Annotated in this window: 15 protein-coding genes; 11 read left to right on the top strand and 4 right to left on the bottom strand. The window is 65.4% G+C overall.

Going from position 1 to position 15,227, the window contains the following annotated elements; translation table 11 throughout:
• Positions 1-51 precede the first annotated feature (51 nt).
• Positions 52-672, bottom strand: a complete 621-nt coding sequence (locus tag ACQR1B_RS25395; RefSeq protein ID WP_434834889.1) for a response regulator transcription factor — start codon at positions 670-672, stop codon at positions 52-54.
• Between the two features lie 153 nt (positions 673-825).
• On the opposite strand from ACQR1B_RS25395, the gene ACQR1B_RS25390 reads away from it, so the two are divergent.
• The 4 genes from ACQR1B_RS25390 (at position 826) to ACQR1B_RS25375 (ending at position 4,027) form a co-directional block, all read left to right on the top strand.
• Positions 826-2,172 carry an ATP-binding protein gene (locus ACQR1B_RS25390; RefSeq protein ID WP_434834890.1) on the top strand — a complete coding sequence of 449 codons (1,347 nt, stop codon included), beginning with the start codon at positions 826-828 and terminating at the stop codon, positions 2,170-2,172.
• A 199-nt stretch (positions 2,173-2,371) separates the two neighbouring features.
• Positions 2,372-2,560 (top strand): DUF2934 domain-containing protein, encoded by a 189-nt coding sequence (locus ACQR1B_RS25385; RefSeq protein ID WP_434834891.1) that lies wholly within the window; start codon positions 2,372-2,374, stop codon positions 2,558-2,560.
• A gap of 59 nt (positions 2,561-2,619) precedes the next feature.
• Entirely contained in the window at positions 2,620-2,775 is a 156-nt protein-coding gene (locus ACQR1B_RS25380) for a hypothetical protein (protein WP_434834892.1), read from the top strand.
• A gap of 391 nt (positions 2,776-3,166) precedes the next feature.
• Positions 3,167-4,027 (top strand): SDR family oxidoreductase, encoded by an 861-nt coding sequence (locus ACQR1B_RS25375; RefSeq protein ID WP_434834893.1) that lies wholly within the window; start codon positions 3,167-3,169, stop codon positions 4,025-4,027.
• A 332-nt stretch (positions 4,028-4,359) separates the two neighbouring features.
• Here ACQR1B_RS25375 and ACQR1B_RS25370 read toward each other — a convergent pair whose 3' ends face one another.
• Together ACQR1B_RS25370 and ACQR1B_RS25365 are read right to left on the bottom strand one after the other, a co-directional pair.
• Positions 4,360-4,602, bottom strand: a complete 243-nt coding sequence (locus tag ACQR1B_RS25370; RefSeq protein ID WP_434834894.1) for a (2Fe-2S)-binding protein — start codon at positions 4,600-4,602, stop codon at positions 4,360-4,362.
• Between the two features lie 93 nt (positions 4,603-4,695).
• Entirely contained in the window at positions 4,696-5,529 is an 834-nt protein-coding gene (locus ACQR1B_RS25365) for a xanthine dehydrogenase (protein WP_434834895.1), read from the bottom strand.
• Between the two features lie 350 nt (positions 5,530-5,879).
• Between ACQR1B_RS25365 and ACQR1B_RS25360 the strand changes: the two genes are divergently transcribed.
• The 7 genes from ACQR1B_RS25360 (at position 5,880) to ACQR1B_RS25330 (ending at position 14,488) form a co-directional block, all read left to right on the top strand.
• The gene (locus tag ACQR1B_RS25360) at positions 5,880-6,722 is read left to right on the top strand and encodes an SDR family NAD(P)-dependent oxidoreductase (protein WP_434834896.1); all 843 of its coding nucleotides are present in this window, start codon (positions 5,880-5,882) and stop codon (positions 6,720-6,722) included.
• Positions 6,723-7,145: 423 nt separating this feature from the next.
• Positions 7,146-8,885: a nif-specific transcriptional activator NifA gene (gene nifA, locus ACQR1B_RS25355; protein ID WP_434834897.1), complete on the top strand. Its 1,740-nt coding sequence runs from the start codon at positions 7,146-7,148 to the stop codon at positions 8,883-8,885.
• A 460-nt stretch (positions 8,886-9,345) separates the two neighbouring features.
• A complete protein-coding gene (locus tag ACQR1B_RS25350; protein WP_006609648.1) occupies positions 9,346-9,540 on the top strand; it encodes a 4Fe-4S dicluster domain-containing protein in 195 nt (64 codons plus the stop codon).
• Between the two features lie 39 nt (positions 9,541-9,579).
• Positions 9,580-11,100 (top strand): Fe-S cluster assembly protein SufB, encoded by a 1,521-nt coding sequence (gene sufB / locus ACQR1B_RS25345; protein ID WP_434834898.1) that lies wholly within the window; start codon positions 9,580-9,582, stop codon positions 11,098-11,100.
• A 37-nt stretch (positions 11,101-11,137) separates the two neighbouring features.
• On the top strand, positions 11,138-11,899 hold the full coding sequence (sufC, locus tag ACQR1B_RS25340) for a Fe-S cluster assembly ATPase SufC (protein ID WP_434834899.1): 762 nt from the start codon (positions 11,138-11,140) through the stop codon (positions 11,897-11,899).
• An 18-nt stretch (positions 11,900-11,917) separates the two neighbouring features.
• Positions 11,918-13,243 (top strand): Fe-S cluster assembly protein SufD, encoded by a 1,326-nt coding sequence (gene sufD / locus ACQR1B_RS25335; RefSeq protein WP_434834900.1) that lies wholly within the window; start codon positions 11,918-11,920, stop codon positions 13,241-13,243.
• Between the two features lie 3 nt (positions 13,244-13,246).
• Positions 13,247-14,488 carry a cysteine desulfurase gene (locus tag ACQR1B_RS25330; RefSeq protein ID WP_434834936.1) on the top strand — a complete coding sequence of 414 codons (1,242 nt, stop codon included), beginning with the start codon at positions 13,247-13,249 and terminating at the stop codon, positions 14,486-14,488.
• Positions 14,489-14,754: 266 nt separating this feature from the next.
• On the opposite strand, the gene ACQR1B_RS25325 is transcribed toward ACQR1B_RS25330, so the two are convergent.
• Positions 14,755-15,216, bottom strand: coding sequence for a SufE family protein (locus tag ACQR1B_RS25325; RefSeq protein WP_434834901.1), 462 nt, complete (start codon positions 15,214-15,216; stop codon positions 14,755-14,757).
• Between the last annotated feature and the right edge of the window lie 11 nt (positions 15,217-15,227).

Raw genomic sequence — 15,227 nt, 5'->3', positions numbered from 1 at the left:
TCGAAAAAGGATAGGGGTGCGGCGTAACGGATCGCGCCGCCGGGTCGCGGTTCAGGCGACGCCGTTCTCGATCGCCAGGCGCACCAGCTCGCCGGACGTTCTCACCCCGAGCTTCTGGCGGATGATGGACGAGGTGTTGGCGACCGTCTTGTAGGACGAGTGGATCAGCCAGGCAATCTCCGAGAGGCTCTTGCCGGCGCTCAGCAGGCGGAGGATCTCGAGTTCGCGCGAGGTCAGCTTGGTCAGCGGGCTCTGGGCGACGGCCGCGCCCGCAAAGGCGATGCTGCGCGCGATCGCCGGCGGCAGATAGCTGCCGCCGCGGGCGACCTCGCGGATCGCCTCGACGAGATCGTTCGGATCGCCGCTCTTGGAGACATAACCCTTGGCGCCGATGTCGATGGCGCGCGCCGCGAACACCGGATCATCGTTCATGCTGAACATGATCAGCCGCGCGCCGGCATCACGGGCCAGGATGCGCCGCGCCAGCTCGAAGCCCGACACCGTCGGCAGGTTGATGTCGATGACGCTGACATCGGGGCGCTCGGTGATGAAACTGGTCTCGCCGCTCTCCGCATCGGCCGCCTCGAGCAGCACGACCTCGGGATCGGCCGAGAGCAGAGCACGGCAGCCGGATGCCACAATGGGATGATCGTCAACGATCAGTACGCGCATAGCCTTGGGGTCCCGGACTTCCGCTCGCGTCATTATTGCAGTGCGTCATGGATGCCTGCTGCGCGATGCTGCATCATGTTGCAATTAGATCGCCGGCGGATTTGTCTGTCAATGTGAGTACGTGTGAAACACGGTGGCTTCGAGGCGGAGATAATGTGGCAGAATTGGTCGTTGCGCAGGCGCATCAACGTGCTGCTGGCGCTGGTGCTGACGCTGGGCCTCGCCATTAACATCGGCCGGCTGGCGTTCGAGGCCGCGCCGCGCGTGCTGGCCGAGGATCAGAGCGTCATCCGCCTGACCCGCGCCTTCGTCGAGACCATCATGGACGAGGTCAACGAGGCGCCGGACCCCGACGCCCGGCTGAACCGGATCGTCGGCGATCTCGGCCAGCTGCGCCATGTCAGCGTCACCCGCAGGACAATGCCGGTGCAGACGCGCCCCTCGCCGGGCGAGGCGCGCGCGGCGCCGGCCTGGTTCATCGCGCTGGTGCACCCGGACAAGACCTCGGTCAGCATGCCCGTCATCGTCGCCGGACGGGCCGATACGCTGGTGATCACCTCGCATCCGGACGACGAGATCGCGGAGATCTGGGACGGCATCCTCACGCAGCTCGTGGTCGGATCGCTGGTCGGTCTGGCGCTGTTCGGGATCACGACGCTGGTGGTCGGCCGCGCGCTGGCGCCGCTGGGCGATCTGTCGGAGGCGATGAGCCGGATCGAGGCTGGCGCCTATGACGCCCGCGTCAAGCCGGGCGGCGCGCCCGAGCTCGCTGCGCTGTGCGCCAAGCTCAATCATCTCGCCGGCGCGCTCGGCGAGGCGGTGGAGGAGAAGCGGCGGCTGGCGGAGCGCACGGTGTCGCTGCAGGACCTCGAGCGCAAGGAGATTGCACGCGAACTGCACGACGAGTTCGGGCCGCATCTGTTCGCGCTGCGCGCGCATGCCAGCGCGCTGATGCGGCTGCCGGACGCCAAGTCGATCGACGTCGCGGCGATGCGCCGCCACGGGCAGGCGATCCTCGAGCAGGTCAACGCCGTGCAGCAGTTCAACCGCCGCATCCTGGAGCGGCTGCGGCCGGTCGGGCTCGCCGAGCTCGGCCTGCGCGAGGCGCTCGGCGCCCTGGTGCGGCTGTGGCGGGAATCGCACCCGAGCGTGGCGATCGAGACGACATTCATCGACACCGCCGCGCGCGGCGGCGAGACGGCCGAGCTGACGATCTACCGGGTCGTGCAGGAGGCGCTGACCAACGTGTTCCGCCATGCAGAGGCCACCTCGGTCGACGTCACCATCGAGCCGCTGCAGCAGACCACCGCGGGACATCGCCGCAGCTACACGCGCGTGCGCGTGCGCGACGATGGCCGTGGGCTGAAGCCCGAGCACAAGCTCGGCTTCGGGCTCACCGGCATGCGCGAGCGCCTGCTGGCGCTCGGCGGAACCCTGACGGTGGCCTCGACCGGAACGGGCGTCACGATCGAGGCGATGGTGCCGGCCGACGCGGCATAGGCCGCAGGGCAAGACGACGGCTCTCGATCGTGCGCCGGACCCATGGCTAGCCGCGGCATCGTCGCTAGCACGGCTTTGCGATGGAACATCGCCGCACGTTTTCCATTGCCCAAGCAGGGCGTGCGCCGAACGCGGCCTGCGCGTCCTCGCCTTCCTCGCGTTCGAGGAGAACACAGCTTGCAGCAATCAGGGACGAGCCATGGGACACATCGACGACGTCAATCTCGAGGACCGCATCCGCGAGCGCGCCCACGCGCTGTGGGAACAGTCCGGGCGGCCGGAGGGCCGGGAGGATGAGTTCTGGTATCGGGCCGAGCACGAGATCCGCGAAATGGAGCAGTTGCACGACGAAGCCACGGCGCCGCCGCCGACGATGCTGCCGGGTTGAATGCCATGCGCAGCCCATGGGCCCGGCTGGCAATCCTCAAGCGATCAAAGGACGAACTGATGAGCAAGGAAACCCCGAAGGACGATCCGCGCCAGCGAAACGACGGCGGATCGATCAAGCAGACCGACAAGCCCTGGGATGGAAATCCGGAGAAGGAACAGCGTTCCGATTCCGAGAAGGACCTGGAAAAGTGGGCCGAGACCAAGACCCACTAGTCAGTTGATGCTGGACCCATTGGGAGGCGCCGTTCTGCGCGTCAATGGGTCTGCCAACCTGGTCAGATCACCGTCAAGCGGTGTGACCGAGGTCGACCTCGTCAGGGGTCTGTTGCCTTTGCTGCGGCGTCATCCTTGCGGGATCGGGTTTCCCGGGCACGCCCCGTGGAACAAGCTGATCACGCTGACGGTCGGCTTCCGAGCGGTCCGGCTCGCGCCCATTGATCGGCAAGTCCTTCGTCATGGCTCGCGTGCTTTCGTCATTGCTGCCCACGGCAATGCGGCGGGAAAGGTCACGTTCCAAGCCGCGCCGCGCGGTAGCGATATCCCGGAGCAGGAACGCCGATGCTGGCCTGCGATTGACGTGGCAGAATTCGTCAGGAGAGCCGCGATGTCCGATCACTATCCGAAGCCGCCGTTTCCGCCGCAGTCGCAGCCGATGCCGGGCACGACCGCCCGGATGGAGCCGCGGCCCGACCATGGCGAGACCAGCTACAAGGGATCAGGCAGGCTTGCCGGCATGAAGGCCGTCATCACCGGCGGCGACAGCGGCATCGGCCGCGCGGTCGCCATTGCTTACGCGCGCGAGGGCGCCGATCTGGTGATCGCCTATCTCAGCGAGCATGACGACGCCGGCGAGGTGAAGGCGCTGATCGAAAATGAGGGACGCAAGGTGGTGCTGATGCCCGGCGACATCCAGGACGCCAGGCATTGCCGCGCCATCATCCGGCGCGCCGTCGACGAACTGGGCGGCGTTGACATTCTCGTCAACAACGCCGCGCATCAGGCATCCTTCAGCGACATCGGCGACATCTCCGACGAGGAGTGGGAGCTGACGTTCCGCACCAACATTCACGCGATGTTCTATTTGACCAAGGCGGCGGTGCCGCACATGAAGCCGGGTAGCGCGATCGTCAACACGGCCTCCGTCAATGCCGACATGCCCAACCCCGGTCTTTTGGCCTATGCCGTCACCAAAGGCGCCATCCAGAACTTCACCGGCGGGCTTGCGCAGTTGCTGGCCGAGAAGGGCATAAGGGTTAACGCCGTGGCACCCGGTCCGATTTGGACGCCGCTGATCCCTTCGACGATGCCGGAGGAGAAGGTGAAGAGCTTCGGCCAGCAGGTGCCGATGCAGCGCGCCGGCCAGCCAGCCGAGTTGGCAACCGCCTATGTGATGCTGGCCGATCCCCGGTCCAGCTACACGTCGGGAACGACGGTCGCCGTGACGGGTGGAAAGCCGTTCATTTGAGACGCTGAGCGTTCGCCATCTGGGGCCTCATGGTTCGAGACGGCGTTGTGCGCCTCCTCACCATGAGGGGCGAGCTATGCGGCTTGATCTGCACATCACCATGAACAAGTTCGTCATCGCGATGGCGGCCAGTGCATTGTCGGTGACGCGCTCTGGATACCACCTTCGCCCCACCCTGAGGAGCCCGCCGGAGGCGGGCGAAGGGCGAGGCCCGCACCGTGGCTTATGTTCGAGGCGCGCCGTTGCAGGGTCTCGTCACCGCTTCAGCCGTTCGTGGCGACATTGTCCGACATCCGACAGCGCGTGAACGACATGTCGTGACCTGTTGTTTGTTACGCGACCGACATCAGTTCACACGGCGCGGGCTCGCCGTGCACGGGCCAGACGGCCGCGACGGCCGTGTCGCTCTGCCGCTCGTCGAGAATGCGCTTTACCGAGCGCGAGCAGAGCCCACACTGCACGGAGCAGCCCAGACAGTCATAGACTTGTGCCGGTGATCCAAACGTAATGTCGGCCGCCGTGACGACGTCGCGGATGGCCGTATCGGTAATGACGTTGCAGGAACAAATGATCATGGCTCTTGCTCGCTCCTGCCAACGATAAGCAACGGCGATGCCAATGCCGACCCTGGGGCAGCGGGCTAATCAGAATCGTTCGAAACCATGGGATCAGCGCGTCGTGGCTGCGCTCGTACCGAGGCGCGCGGCGGCGTGCAGGCGGATCGCGGTCAGCGTCGCCTGCGCGAGCGTCTGTCCCTGGGCGTCGATGCCGGTCCACTGCGCGTGGCGGCCGCGCGGGTCGATCTCGGCGAGCGCGATGCCCGCCGGCACGTCGATGCCGTCGCGGACGATGCCGCGCAGGATACCGTCATAGGGCGCTGTGATGGGCTCGCCGGAGAGATGGCCGACGACGAAGCCCTTGTAGATGCGCGTTCCGATCTCGACCGGCGTGTGCCAGCGGCCTTCGTGGGGCGAATGCACCAGGCGCTCGATGCCGACGCCGCCGAGTTCACCGACGTCCTCCTTGGCCAGGGTCCAGCCTTCGCGCACGATCTGCCCGAGCCGGTCCGGCCGGGTCTCGATCGCGACGTCGCAATTGGCCGCTGGCGAGAAGCCCGGGCCGATGCCGATCGAAAGGCGCGTCATGCCGCGCAGGTTCGGCGTCACTTCGCGCGCCTGCATGCGCGCGTCGACCAGCACGTCGATACCGCGGACCGGCAACAGATCGAGCAGCCCGAGCCAGGTCACCAGGACATGCTGGGGGGCGCCGAGCGCCTTGAACACGTCCATCGTGTTTTCGATGCGCGCGCCGATCACGTTCTCGACGCGGGGGGTATCGCCGAACAGGGCATCGTGGAACGCCATCTTGCGGCGCATGACCGGCGGATTGGGATCGTGCGACAGCACCACGCAAAAGCCGTCGCGGTGCAGATGCACGGCGACCGCGGATGCGATTTCGTTGGTGCCGAGGACCACGGCGAAGCGCACTGCATTCGTCCCCATGTCTCTCAGTCCATACGGCACAGGTCTCGTGGCTGACCGTCGTGAGACTGGAAAGCCAGCATCCAGTTCGAACAGTCAACCCGTCGAGCAAGAGTTGGACCATCGCAACGTCTTGCGGAAAAACATCGTCGTTCGAAGGTGTTGTGAAAGCGGCGGTGGAAAGCCGACGCGGGTCGTGTCCCGAACCTGCCATTCTGTCGAAAACCCGACAGGAAATGTCGGTTTGGCCGCGGTTTTTCGCTGGCCCGGATTCTGCACCACCACAGCATGGCAATACCGCGAACCCATCGGATCGATCCGTGGCCGCCACGCCCGGATGACCATCGCGCGCATGATCAGGACGGCATGAGGTGAGCCTCGATCTCGACCAGGATGTCCGCGAGCCGGCCGACGAAGCGCCGGTCGCATCGTGCCCGTTTCATGGGGACATTGCGGCGGCTGCGCGGCCGGCAAGGACCGAGCAGAAGACGCTGGTGCTGACCGGTGGTTCGCGCGGCATCGGTCATGCGACCGCCAAACTGTTCTCCGATGCCGGCTGGCGCATCCTCACCTGCTCACGCCAGCCGTTCGACGGCGGGCGGTGCCCATGGGATTCCGGTGCCGACAACCACGTCCAGTTCGACCTGAGCGACCGCGCCGCGATCCCGCGCGCGATTGCCGAAATCAAGGCGAAGCTCGACGGTGCGCCGCTGCATGCGCTGATCAACAACGCCGCGATCTCGCCGAAGGCCGACGATGGCGGCCGGCTGGATTCGCTTGCGACCTCGGTCGAGACCTGGATGACCGTGTTCCACGTCAACTTCCTCGGGCCGATCCTGCTGGCGCGGGGCCTGTTCGACGAACTCAAGCGCGGGCATGGCGCTGTCGTGAACGTGACGTCGATCGTCGGTACCCGCGTCCATCCCTTCGCCGGCACGGCCTACGCGACCTCCAAGGCGGCGCTGGCCTGCCTGACCCGCGAGATGGCGCACGACTTCGCGCCGCACGGCATCCGCGTCAACGCCATCGCGCCGGGCGAGATCAAGACCGAGATGGTGTCGCCAGAGACCGAGGCACGGTTCGCGCCGCTGATCCCGATGCGCCGGATCGGCGCGCCGGAGGAGGTCGCCAAGGTGCTGTTCTTCCTGTGCTCGGACGCGGCGAGTTACGTCACCGGCGAGGAGATCCAGATCAACGGGGGGCAACACCTCTAGGTTGATCGACGCAAGCGGCGTTTTGACGCCGCCTCGGGAAGTGGCTGGCGCTGTTGGCAATCCAGTGAAGCGAGTGCTACGCGGCGACTGGAAACTTGGTGAACAGGTCTGATGGTTGCGATTTTCTCGCAACAAGCGTGACGCTCAGCGATTATTAGGTGTCGGAAACATCACACCTTTGTCAGTTTGCCGAGACGTCAATCCGTGCGCGGTCCGTGCGACGCGGCCGCTGCGCCAAGTGCAAACTAATTTGTTAAGATCATGAAGTTCTGCAGCTTTTCTGTTCTGTTTACTGCACACTACTTCTGCGGCAATGCAGCAAAGTTAGGCACGACAATCATCTGCAGTTAGAGGAGGATGTTAGAACGCCTACAATCGCGGGCGATCTCGTCGAGAGCGTCCGTGACTATCAGAGAAGCGACCATGGTCCAAACGGAAACACGTCAGGTCGAAGCTCAGGACATCAGGTCCAATGCTGCCCCAATACCGCTCAGCGAGATCGCGCTGACCGGCATTTTCGAAATTTCGAAAATCCTGGCCGCGCCGACGCGGCTCGAAATTACCCTCGCCAACGTCGTCAATTTGCTGCAGTCCTTCATGCAGATGCGCCATGGCGTGGTGTCTTTGCTCGCGGATGACGGCATTCCGGACCTCGCCGTCGGCGCCGGGTGGAGCGAGGGCAGCGACCAGCGCTATCGCGAGCGCCTGCCGCAGAAGGCGATCGACCAGATCGTCGCCACAGCCGTGCCGCTGATCGCCGAGAACGTCGCCGATCATCCGGCCTTCAGCGCCGCCGATGCGATCACGCTCGGTGCCCGCGACGACACCCGCGTCTCCTTTCTCGGCGTCCCTATCCGCATCGACCAGCGCGTCGTCGGCACCCTGACGATCGACCGCGTCTGGGACGGCCGCGCCGTGTTCCGGCTCGATTCCGACGTCCGCTTCCTGACGATGGTCGCCAACCTGATCGGCCAGACCATCAAGCTGCATCGCGTCGTCGCGCGGGATCGCGAGCGGCTGATGGCGGAAAGCCACCGCCTTCAGAAGGAACTGTTGGAGCTGAAGCCGGCGCCGAGCAACCGCAAGAAGGTGCTGGTCGACGGTATCGTCGGCGACAGTCCGGCGCTGCGCGCGCTGCTGGAGAAGATCAACGTCGTCGCCAAGTCGAACGCGCCGGTGCTGCTGCGCGGCGAATCCGGCACCGGCAAGGAGCTGGTGGCGAAGGCGATCCACGAACTGTCCAACCGCGCCAAGCGGCCCTTCATCAAGATCAACTGCGCCGCGCTGCCCGAGACCGTGCTGGAGTCGGAGCTGTTCGGCCACGAGAAGGGCGCCTTCACCGGCGCGATCAATTCGCGCAAGGGCCGCTTCGAGCTGGCCGACAAGGGCACCTTGTTCCTCGACGAGATCGGCGAGATCTCGCCGGCGTTCCAGGCCAAGCTGCTGCGCGTGCTGCAGGAGCGGGAGTTCGAGCGCGTCGGCGGCAACCAGACCATCAAGGTCGACGTGCGCATCGTCACCGCCACCAACCGCAATCTGGAAGAGGCGGTGTCGCGCAACGAATTCCGCGCCGACCTCTATTACCGGATCAGCGTGGTGCCGATCAAATTGCCGCCGCTGCGGGAGCGCCGCAGCGACATTCCGCAGCTGGCGCGCGAGTTCCTGCGCCGCTTCAATTGCGAGAACGAGCGCGATCTGACCTTTGACGTCAGCGCCATCGAGGTGCTGATGCATTGCGGCTTCCCCGGCAATGTGCGCGAGCTGGAGAACTGCGTGCAGCGGACGGCGACGATGGCGGCGGGCTCAGCGATCGGCATGGACGACTTCGCCTGCAGCCGCAACGAGTGCATGTCGGCGATCCTGTGGAAGGGCAACACGGTGACGCCGCCGCCGCCGCGCGGCCAGCCGATGGTGCCGCTGCCGATCCTGCCGCGCACCTCGGCGCCGGTCGAGGTGCCTGTGGAGTTGCCGGCTGTCGATGCCGACGACGGGGACTTCTCCGACGGCATGGACGGCGGCGCTGTGCCCGAGCGCGAGCGCATCGTGCAGGCCATGGAGCGCTCCGGCTGGGTGCAAGCCAAGGCCGCGCGCCTCCTCGGCCTGACGCCGCGGCAAATCGGCTACGCACTGAAGAAGTACAACATCGAGGTCAAGCGGTTCTGAACGGGCTGGGCTTGCCGTTGAAGGGCGCGCGTATGGCGCGCCCTTTTGCGTTTGGACTTCGTTCGAACGCGCCGGCGGTGCTCCAATCTCCAGGTCATTCCGGGGCGGCGCGCGTAGCGCGGCGAGCCCGGAATCCATTTTGCTGCGCGCTCTGACGCCCGATGGATTCCGGGTTCGTGCTTCGCACGCCCCGGAATGACGGAGGAGAGACCTGCGAGCACCGCGGACGTCACGGCGCAGGGGAGCGCAGTTCATCGCCATCGTCGTGAGAGCCTGCTCCGGCCACACGTCCCTCCCGCCCTGTCGCATCTGCGACATGCTGTCGGGAGAGCGACAGCTGGCCGTTCCAGCGAAGTTTAGAATCTTCCTTAGAAATCAACCAAATGAGCTCTGGCACGGGGCTTGAAAGATAACGCGTGAATGACGTCGTTGGATGTCTCTCAAGCGCGGGGAGCTGCAAATGACCTACAAGATCATCGCTTCGCAATGCACGGTCTGTGGAGCGTGCGAGTTCGAATGCCCGAATGCGGCCATTCGGCTCAAGAACGACATGTACATCATCGATCCGAAGAAGTGCACGGAGTGCGAAGGCCATTTCGACGCGCCGCAATGCGCTGCCGTCTGTCCGGTGCCGGACACCTGCGTGCCCGCCTGACGCGGGCACCTCGTCGGAAGCTTGGAAGCGGAGTGAGAGATGGCAGCGGTTCAGGAGACCATTGATCGCGTCAAGGACATTGACGTCGATCAATATCGCTACGGGTTCGAAACCGTCATCGAATCCGAGAAGGCCCCGAAAGGGCTGTCCGAGGATACGATCCGCTTCATCTCGGCCAAGAAGAACGAGCCGGCCTGGATGCTGGAATGGCGGCTGGAGGCGTATCGCCGCTGGCTGACCATGACCGAGCCGACCTGGGCCCGCGTCGGCTACCCCAAGATCGACTACCAGGATCTCTATTACTACTCCGCGCCGAAGCCGAAGAAGAAGGTCGCTTCGCTCGACGAGATCGATCCGGAGATCCTGAAGACCTATGAGAAGCTCGGCATTCCCTTGCGTGAGGTCGAGATTCTCGAAGGGGTCGAGCGTCCAGCGGCCGCGGCTGAGACCGACGCCGATGGCGAGGCCGTCGCCCCGCGCACAAAGATCGCGGTCGACGCCGTGTTCGACTCGGTGTCGGTGGCGACCACCTTCAAGGAGGAGCTGAAGAAGGCCGGCGTGATCTTCATGCCGATCTCGGAGGCGCTGCGCGAGCATCCCGACCTGGTGCAGAAATATCTCGGCACTGTGGTGCCGACCACCGACAATTATTTCGCGACGCTCAACTCGGCGGTCTTTTCCGACGGCTCGTTCGTCTACATCCCGCCGGGCGTACGCTGCCCGATGGAGCTGTCGACCTATTTTCGCATCAACGAGCGCAACACCGGACAGTTCGAGCGGACGCTGATCATCGCCGACAAGGGCGCCTACGTATCCTATCTCGAAGGCTGCACGGCGCCGCAACGCGACGAGAACCAGCTGCATGCCGCCGTGGTCGAGCTGGTTGCGCTCGATGATGCCGAGATCAAATATTCGACGGTGCAGAACTGGTACCCCGGCAATTCCGAGGGCGTCGGCGGCATCTATAATTTCGTCACCAAGCGCGGCGACTGCCGCGGCGCCAACTCGAAGATCTCCTGGACCCAGGTCGAGACCGGATCGGCGATCACCTGGAAATATCCGAGCTGTATCCTGCGCGGCGACAATTCCAGCGGCGAGTTCTATTCGATCGCGATCTCCAACGGATTCCAGCAGGTCGATAGCGGCACCAAGATGATCCATCTCGGCAAGAACACGTCGAGTCGGATCATCTCCAAGGGCATCGCTGCGGGAAAATCGCAGAACACCTATCGCGGCCTGGTCAGCGCCCATCGCAAGGCATCGGGCGCGCGCAACTTCACCGCCTGCGATTCGCTCCTGATCGGCGACAAATGCGGCGCGCACACCGTGCCCTATGTCGAGGCCAAGAACTCCTCCGCGGTGTTCGAGCACGAGGCCACCACGTCCAAGATCTCCGAGGACGTGCTGTTCTACTGCATCCAGCGTGGGCTCAGCCAGGAAGAGGCGGTCGGTCTCGTCGTCAACGGCTTCGTCAAGGACGTGCTGCAGCAGCTGCCGATGGAGTTCGCGGTCGAGGCGCAGAAGCTGATCTCGATCTCGCTCGAAGGTTCGGTTGGATGACGGTGTCGCGCGGCGACAACATCAGAAGGAGTGTTCGATGACGGCCTTGCTCGAAATCAAGGGGCTCCATGCCGAGATCGCCAGCGGTCGCAAGATCATCCAGGGCCTGGATCTCACCGTGAACAGGGGCGAGATCCACGCCATCATGGGGCCGAACGGCGCGGGCAAGTCGACCCTGTCCTACGTGCTCGCCGGCAAGCCCGGCTACGAGGTCACGGCCGGCGAGGTCTATCTCAACGGCGAAGACCTCCTGGCGATGTCCGCCGACGAGCGCGCCGCCAAGGGCGTGTTCCTCGCGTTCCAGTATCCGCTGGAAATTCCGGGCGTCGCGACGCTCACCTTCCTGCGCGCCGCCTTCAACGCCCAGCGCAAGGCGCGCGGCGAAGAGGAACTGTCGTCTCCGGATCTGATCAAGCGCGTGCGCGAGATCGCCAAGACCTTGAACATCGACGCCGACATGCTGAAGCGGCCGCTCAATGTCGGCTTCTCCGGCGGCGAGAAGAAGCGCAATGAGACGCTGCAGATGGCGCTCTTGCAGCCCTCGCTCTGCGTTCTCGACGAAACCGATTCCGGCCTCGACATCGACGCGCTGAAGGTGGTTGCCAACGGTGTCAATGCGCTGCGGTCGGCCGAGCGCGGCATGATCGTGATCACGCACTACCAGCGGCTGCTCGACTACATCGTGCCCGACATCGTCCATGTGTTCGCGGCGGGCCGGATCGTCCGCACGGGCGGGGCGGACCTCGCGCGCGAGCTCGAGGCGACCGGCTACGCGCAATATCAGAGCGAAGCCGCGTAAGGCTCGGGGAGCACCAACATGGGCGTCGCGATCCGCAAGACCAAGGCCGAGCTCGGATTGGCCGATCTGTATCAGGGCGCCCGCCGCTATCTGCCGGGCGGCGAGGAAATCACCGCCGTCCGCGCGGCCGCGTTCGACCGGTTCAATACGGTCGGCCTGCCGCACCGGCGCGTCGAGGCCTGGCGCTACACCGATCTGCGGACGCAGATGAAGGAAGCCAAGAGGCTCGCTGCGCTGCCGGACGATGCCGCCAAGACCAAGGCACGTGAGGCGCATGATCTGTTTGCCGGCGCCGGCTTCCGCAAGCTTGTCATCGTCGACGGCGCCTTCGTGCCGGAGCTGTCCGACCTCGCCGATCTCGAGCCGGGTCTGACGATCCAGCCGATGGCGGAGGCGCTCGCTGCGGACAAGCCGCTGCTGTTGCAGCGGCTCGGCCCCGTGGTGCCGGACGACGATCCGGCGCTGGCGCTCAACACCGCGCTCGCCGCCAATGGCGTCGTGATCCTGGTTGCGCCGGGAACCGTCCTGAGCCGGCCGATCCATGTCGCCTTCGTCACGACCAACTGGGTCGCGACCTCCATGTACACGCGCTCGCAGGTCAATATCGGTGCTGGCGCCAGCGCCACCATCGTGGAGTCGCATCAGGGGCCCGACGGCAGCGAATATCAGGTCAACACCGCGATGCAGCTCGTCGTCGGCGACGAGGCGCGGATCGACCACGTCAAGGTCGTCAGCGAGGGCAGCGGCGCGCTGCACATCTCCTCGCTGCTCGCCAATATCGGCGCGCGCGCGACCTTCAACCAGCTTGGCTTCGTCGCCGGCGGCAGCCTGGTGCGCAACCAGCTGTTCGTGCACATCGCGGGCGAGGGCACCGTGGCCGACATCCGCGGCGGCTCGCTGCTGTCGGGCACGCAACATGCCGACACCACCTTGACGATCGAGCATGCCGCCGAGAACTGCCAGAGCCGCGAGACCTTCAAGGCGGTGGTCGGCGACACCGCCCGTGCCGTGTTCCAGGGCAAGATCACGGTCAGCCCCGGCGCGCAGAAGACCGACGCCAAGATGATGTCGCGGGCGCTGCTGCTGTCCGACGAGGCCGAGGCCTTTAGCAAGCCGGAGCTCGAGATCTTTGCCGACGACGTGCAGTGCGGCCACGGCACCACGACCGGCGCGATCGACGACGAACTGCTGTTCTATCTGATGGCGCGCGGCATTCCGCCCAAGGAAGCCAAGGCGCTGCTGATCCAGGCGTTCGTCGGCGAGATCATCGAGGGCGCGGCCAATGAGAGCGTCAGGGCTGCGCTGACGGAGGCGATGCTGGGCTGGCTCGGACGACGGGAGTAGATGATGCATGCAGCGGTGCGGGGAAGCGGCTACGACGTCAGCCGCATCCGGGCGGATTTTCCCATCCTCGGCATGCAGGTCCACGGCAAGCCGCTGGTCTATCTCGACAATGCCGCCTCGGCGCAGAAGCCGCAGGCGGTGCTGGACCGGATGAACCAGGTCTACACCTCCGAATACGCCAACGTGCATCGCGGGCTGCATTATCTCGCCAACGCCGCCACCGAGGCCTATGAGGGGGCCCGCGCCAAGGTCGCGACCTTCCTCAACGCGGAAAGCCCCGAGCAGATCATCTTTACTCGCGGCGCCACCGAGGCGGTGAACCTGGTGGCGCAGACGTTCGGGCGCGAGCGGATCGGGCCGGGCGACGAGATCGTGCTCTCGATCATGGAGCACCATGCCAACATCATCCCCTGGCATTTCCTCAGGGAGCGCCAGGGCGCGGTGATCAAATGGGCCCCGGTCGACGACGACGGCAACTTCCTGCTCGACGAGTTCGAGAAGCTGTTGTCGCCGCGCACCAAGATGGTGGCGATGACGCAGATGTCGAACGTCCTCGGCACGGTCGTCCCGGTCAAGGAGGCCATCCGCCTCGCGCATGCCCGCGGCATTCCGGTGCTGATCGACGGCTCGCAGGCCGCGGTGCACATGGAGGTCGATGTCCGCGATCTCGATGCCGACTTCTACTGCATCACCGGCCACAAGATCTACGGCCCAACCGGGATCGGCGCGCTCTACGGCAAGCGCGAGCTGCTGGCCGCGATGCCGCCCTTCAACGGCGGCGGCGAAATGATCCGCGAGGTGTCGCGCGACTGGGTCACCTATGGCGACCCGCCGCATCGCTTCGAGGCCGGCACGCCGCCGATCGTGGAGGCTGCGGGCCTGGGCGCCGCGATCGACTACGTCGCCTCGATTGGCAAGCAGCGCATCGCGGCGCATGAGCATGATCTCGTCGCCTACGCCACCGAGCAGCTGCGCGAGATCAACTCGCTGCGCATCATCGGCAACGCCGCCGACAAGGGCGCGATCGTCTCGTTCGAGATGCAGGGCGCGCATGCCCACGACTTCGCCACAGTCATCGACCGCTCCGGCGTGGCGGTGCGCGCCGGCACGCATTGTGCGATGCCCTTGCTGGAGCGCTTCGGCGTGACGGCGACGTGCCGCGCGTCGTTCGCGATGTACAACACGCGCGAAGAGGTCGATGCCCTGGTCCGCGCGCTGAAGAAGGCGCAGGAGTTTTTCTCCTAGCGGCGAGATATTCCCGTGGGTATGACTACGAAGAACCGGTGCCGATGAATGCGCCCTCTCCCCTTGTGGGAGAGGGCTACGCCGCTGGCAGCTCCAGACTCACTCGGGTGAGTGGTTGTCTCCGCGAATCCCGACCGTCTGAGTACGCGGAGAGAACCCCTCACCCGGCGGCCTTCGGCCGCCACCCTCTCCCACAAGGGGAGAGGGTGCACCGTGCTTGCCGCATGATGTGGGCTCAATCAAACAAACAAATCAGATAACAAAACCTACGCCGCCGCCGCCATTGCCGCCTGCGCGTCGGCCTTGATACGGGCAACCATGGAGCGGAAGCCGTTGGAGCGCTGCGGGGTGAGGTGTTCGCGCAGGCCGAGCTTCTCGAACAAGGCGATCGGATCGGCGGCCAGGATCTCGGGGGCGGTGCGGCCCGTGACCATCGCGAGCAGGATCGCGACCAGGCCACGCACGATATGCGCGTCGCTGTCGCCGATGAAATCGAGCACCGGCGCCGCTGTACCGCGTTGCACCGTCGTGGCAAGCCAGACCTGGCTGGTGCAACCCTGCACCTTGTTGCTGTCGCTGCGGTCGGCGTCAGGCAGCGGCGTCAGGCCGCGGCCGAGCTCGATCACGTAGCGGTAGCGATCGTCCCAGTCGTCGAGCAGGGCGAAGTTCTCGACGATGTCCTCGATGTCCGGCGTGCCCGGCGCCGCGGTCTGGGTCATCTTCAGCATCTTCCTCTCCT

The sequence above is a fragment of the Bradyrhizobium oligotrophicum genome, assembly GCF_051168495.1.
GTDB lineage: Bacteria > Pseudomonadota > Alphaproteobacteria > Rhizobiales > Xanthobacteraceae > Bradyrhizobium > Bradyrhizobium oligotrophicum_A.
The sequence above is the reverse complement of the archived record's forward strand: the minus strand, read 5'-3'. Positions and strand labels throughout refer to the sequence as shown.

Coding starts and splice junctions, on each gene's coding strand:
- ACQR1B_RS25395 (WP_434834889.1), bottom strand. CDS start 672: ATGCGCGTACTGATCGTTGACGATCATCCCATTGTGGCATCCGGCTGC.
- ACQR1B_RS25390 (WP_434834890.1), top strand. CDS start 826: ATGTGGCAGAATTGGTCGTTGCGCAGGCGCATCAACGTGCTGCTGGCG.
- ACQR1B_RS25385 (WP_434834891.1), top strand. CDS start 2,372: ATGGGACACATCGACGACGTCAATCTCGAGGACCGCATCCGCGAGCGC.
- ACQR1B_RS25380 (WP_434834892.1), top strand. CDS start 2,620: ATGAGCAAGGAAACCCCGAAGGACGATCCGCGCCAGCGAAACGACGGC.
- ACQR1B_RS25375 (WP_434834893.1), top strand. CDS start 3,167: ATGTCCGATCACTATCCGAAGCCGCCGTTTCCGCCGCAGTCGCAGCCG.
- ACQR1B_RS25370 (WP_434834894.1), bottom strand. CDS start 4,602: ATGATCATTTGTTCCTGCAACGTCATTACCGATACGGCCATCCGCGAC.
- ACQR1B_RS25365 (WP_434834895.1), bottom strand. CDS start 5,529: ATGGGGACGAATGCAGTGCGCTTCGCCGTGGTCCTCGGCACCAACGAA.
- nifA (WP_434834897.1), top strand. CDS start 7,146: ATGGTCCAAACGGAAACACGTCAGGTCGAAGCTCAGGACATCAGGTCC.
- ACQR1B_RS25350 (WP_006609648.1), top strand. CDS start 9,346: ATGACCTACAAGATCATCGCTTCGCAATGCACGGTCTGTGGAGCGTGC.
- sufB (WP_434834898.1), top strand. CDS start 9,580: ATGGCAGCGGTTCAGGAGACCATTGATCGCGTCAAGGACATTGACGTC.
- sufC (WP_434834899.1), top strand. CDS start 11,138: ATGACGGCCTTGCTCGAAATCAAGGGGCTCCATGCCGAGATCGCCAGC.
- sufD (WP_434834900.1), top strand. CDS start 11,918: ATGGGCGTCGCGATCCGCAAGACCAAGGCCGAGCTCGGATTGGCCGAT.
- ACQR1B_RS25330 (WP_434834936.1), top strand. CDS start 13,247: ATGCATGCAGCGGTGCGGGGAAGCGGCTACGACGTCAGCCGCATCCGG.
- ACQR1B_RS25325 (WP_434834901.1), bottom strand. CDS start 15,216: ATGCTGAAGATGACCCAGACCGCGGCGCCGGGCACGCCGGACATCGAG.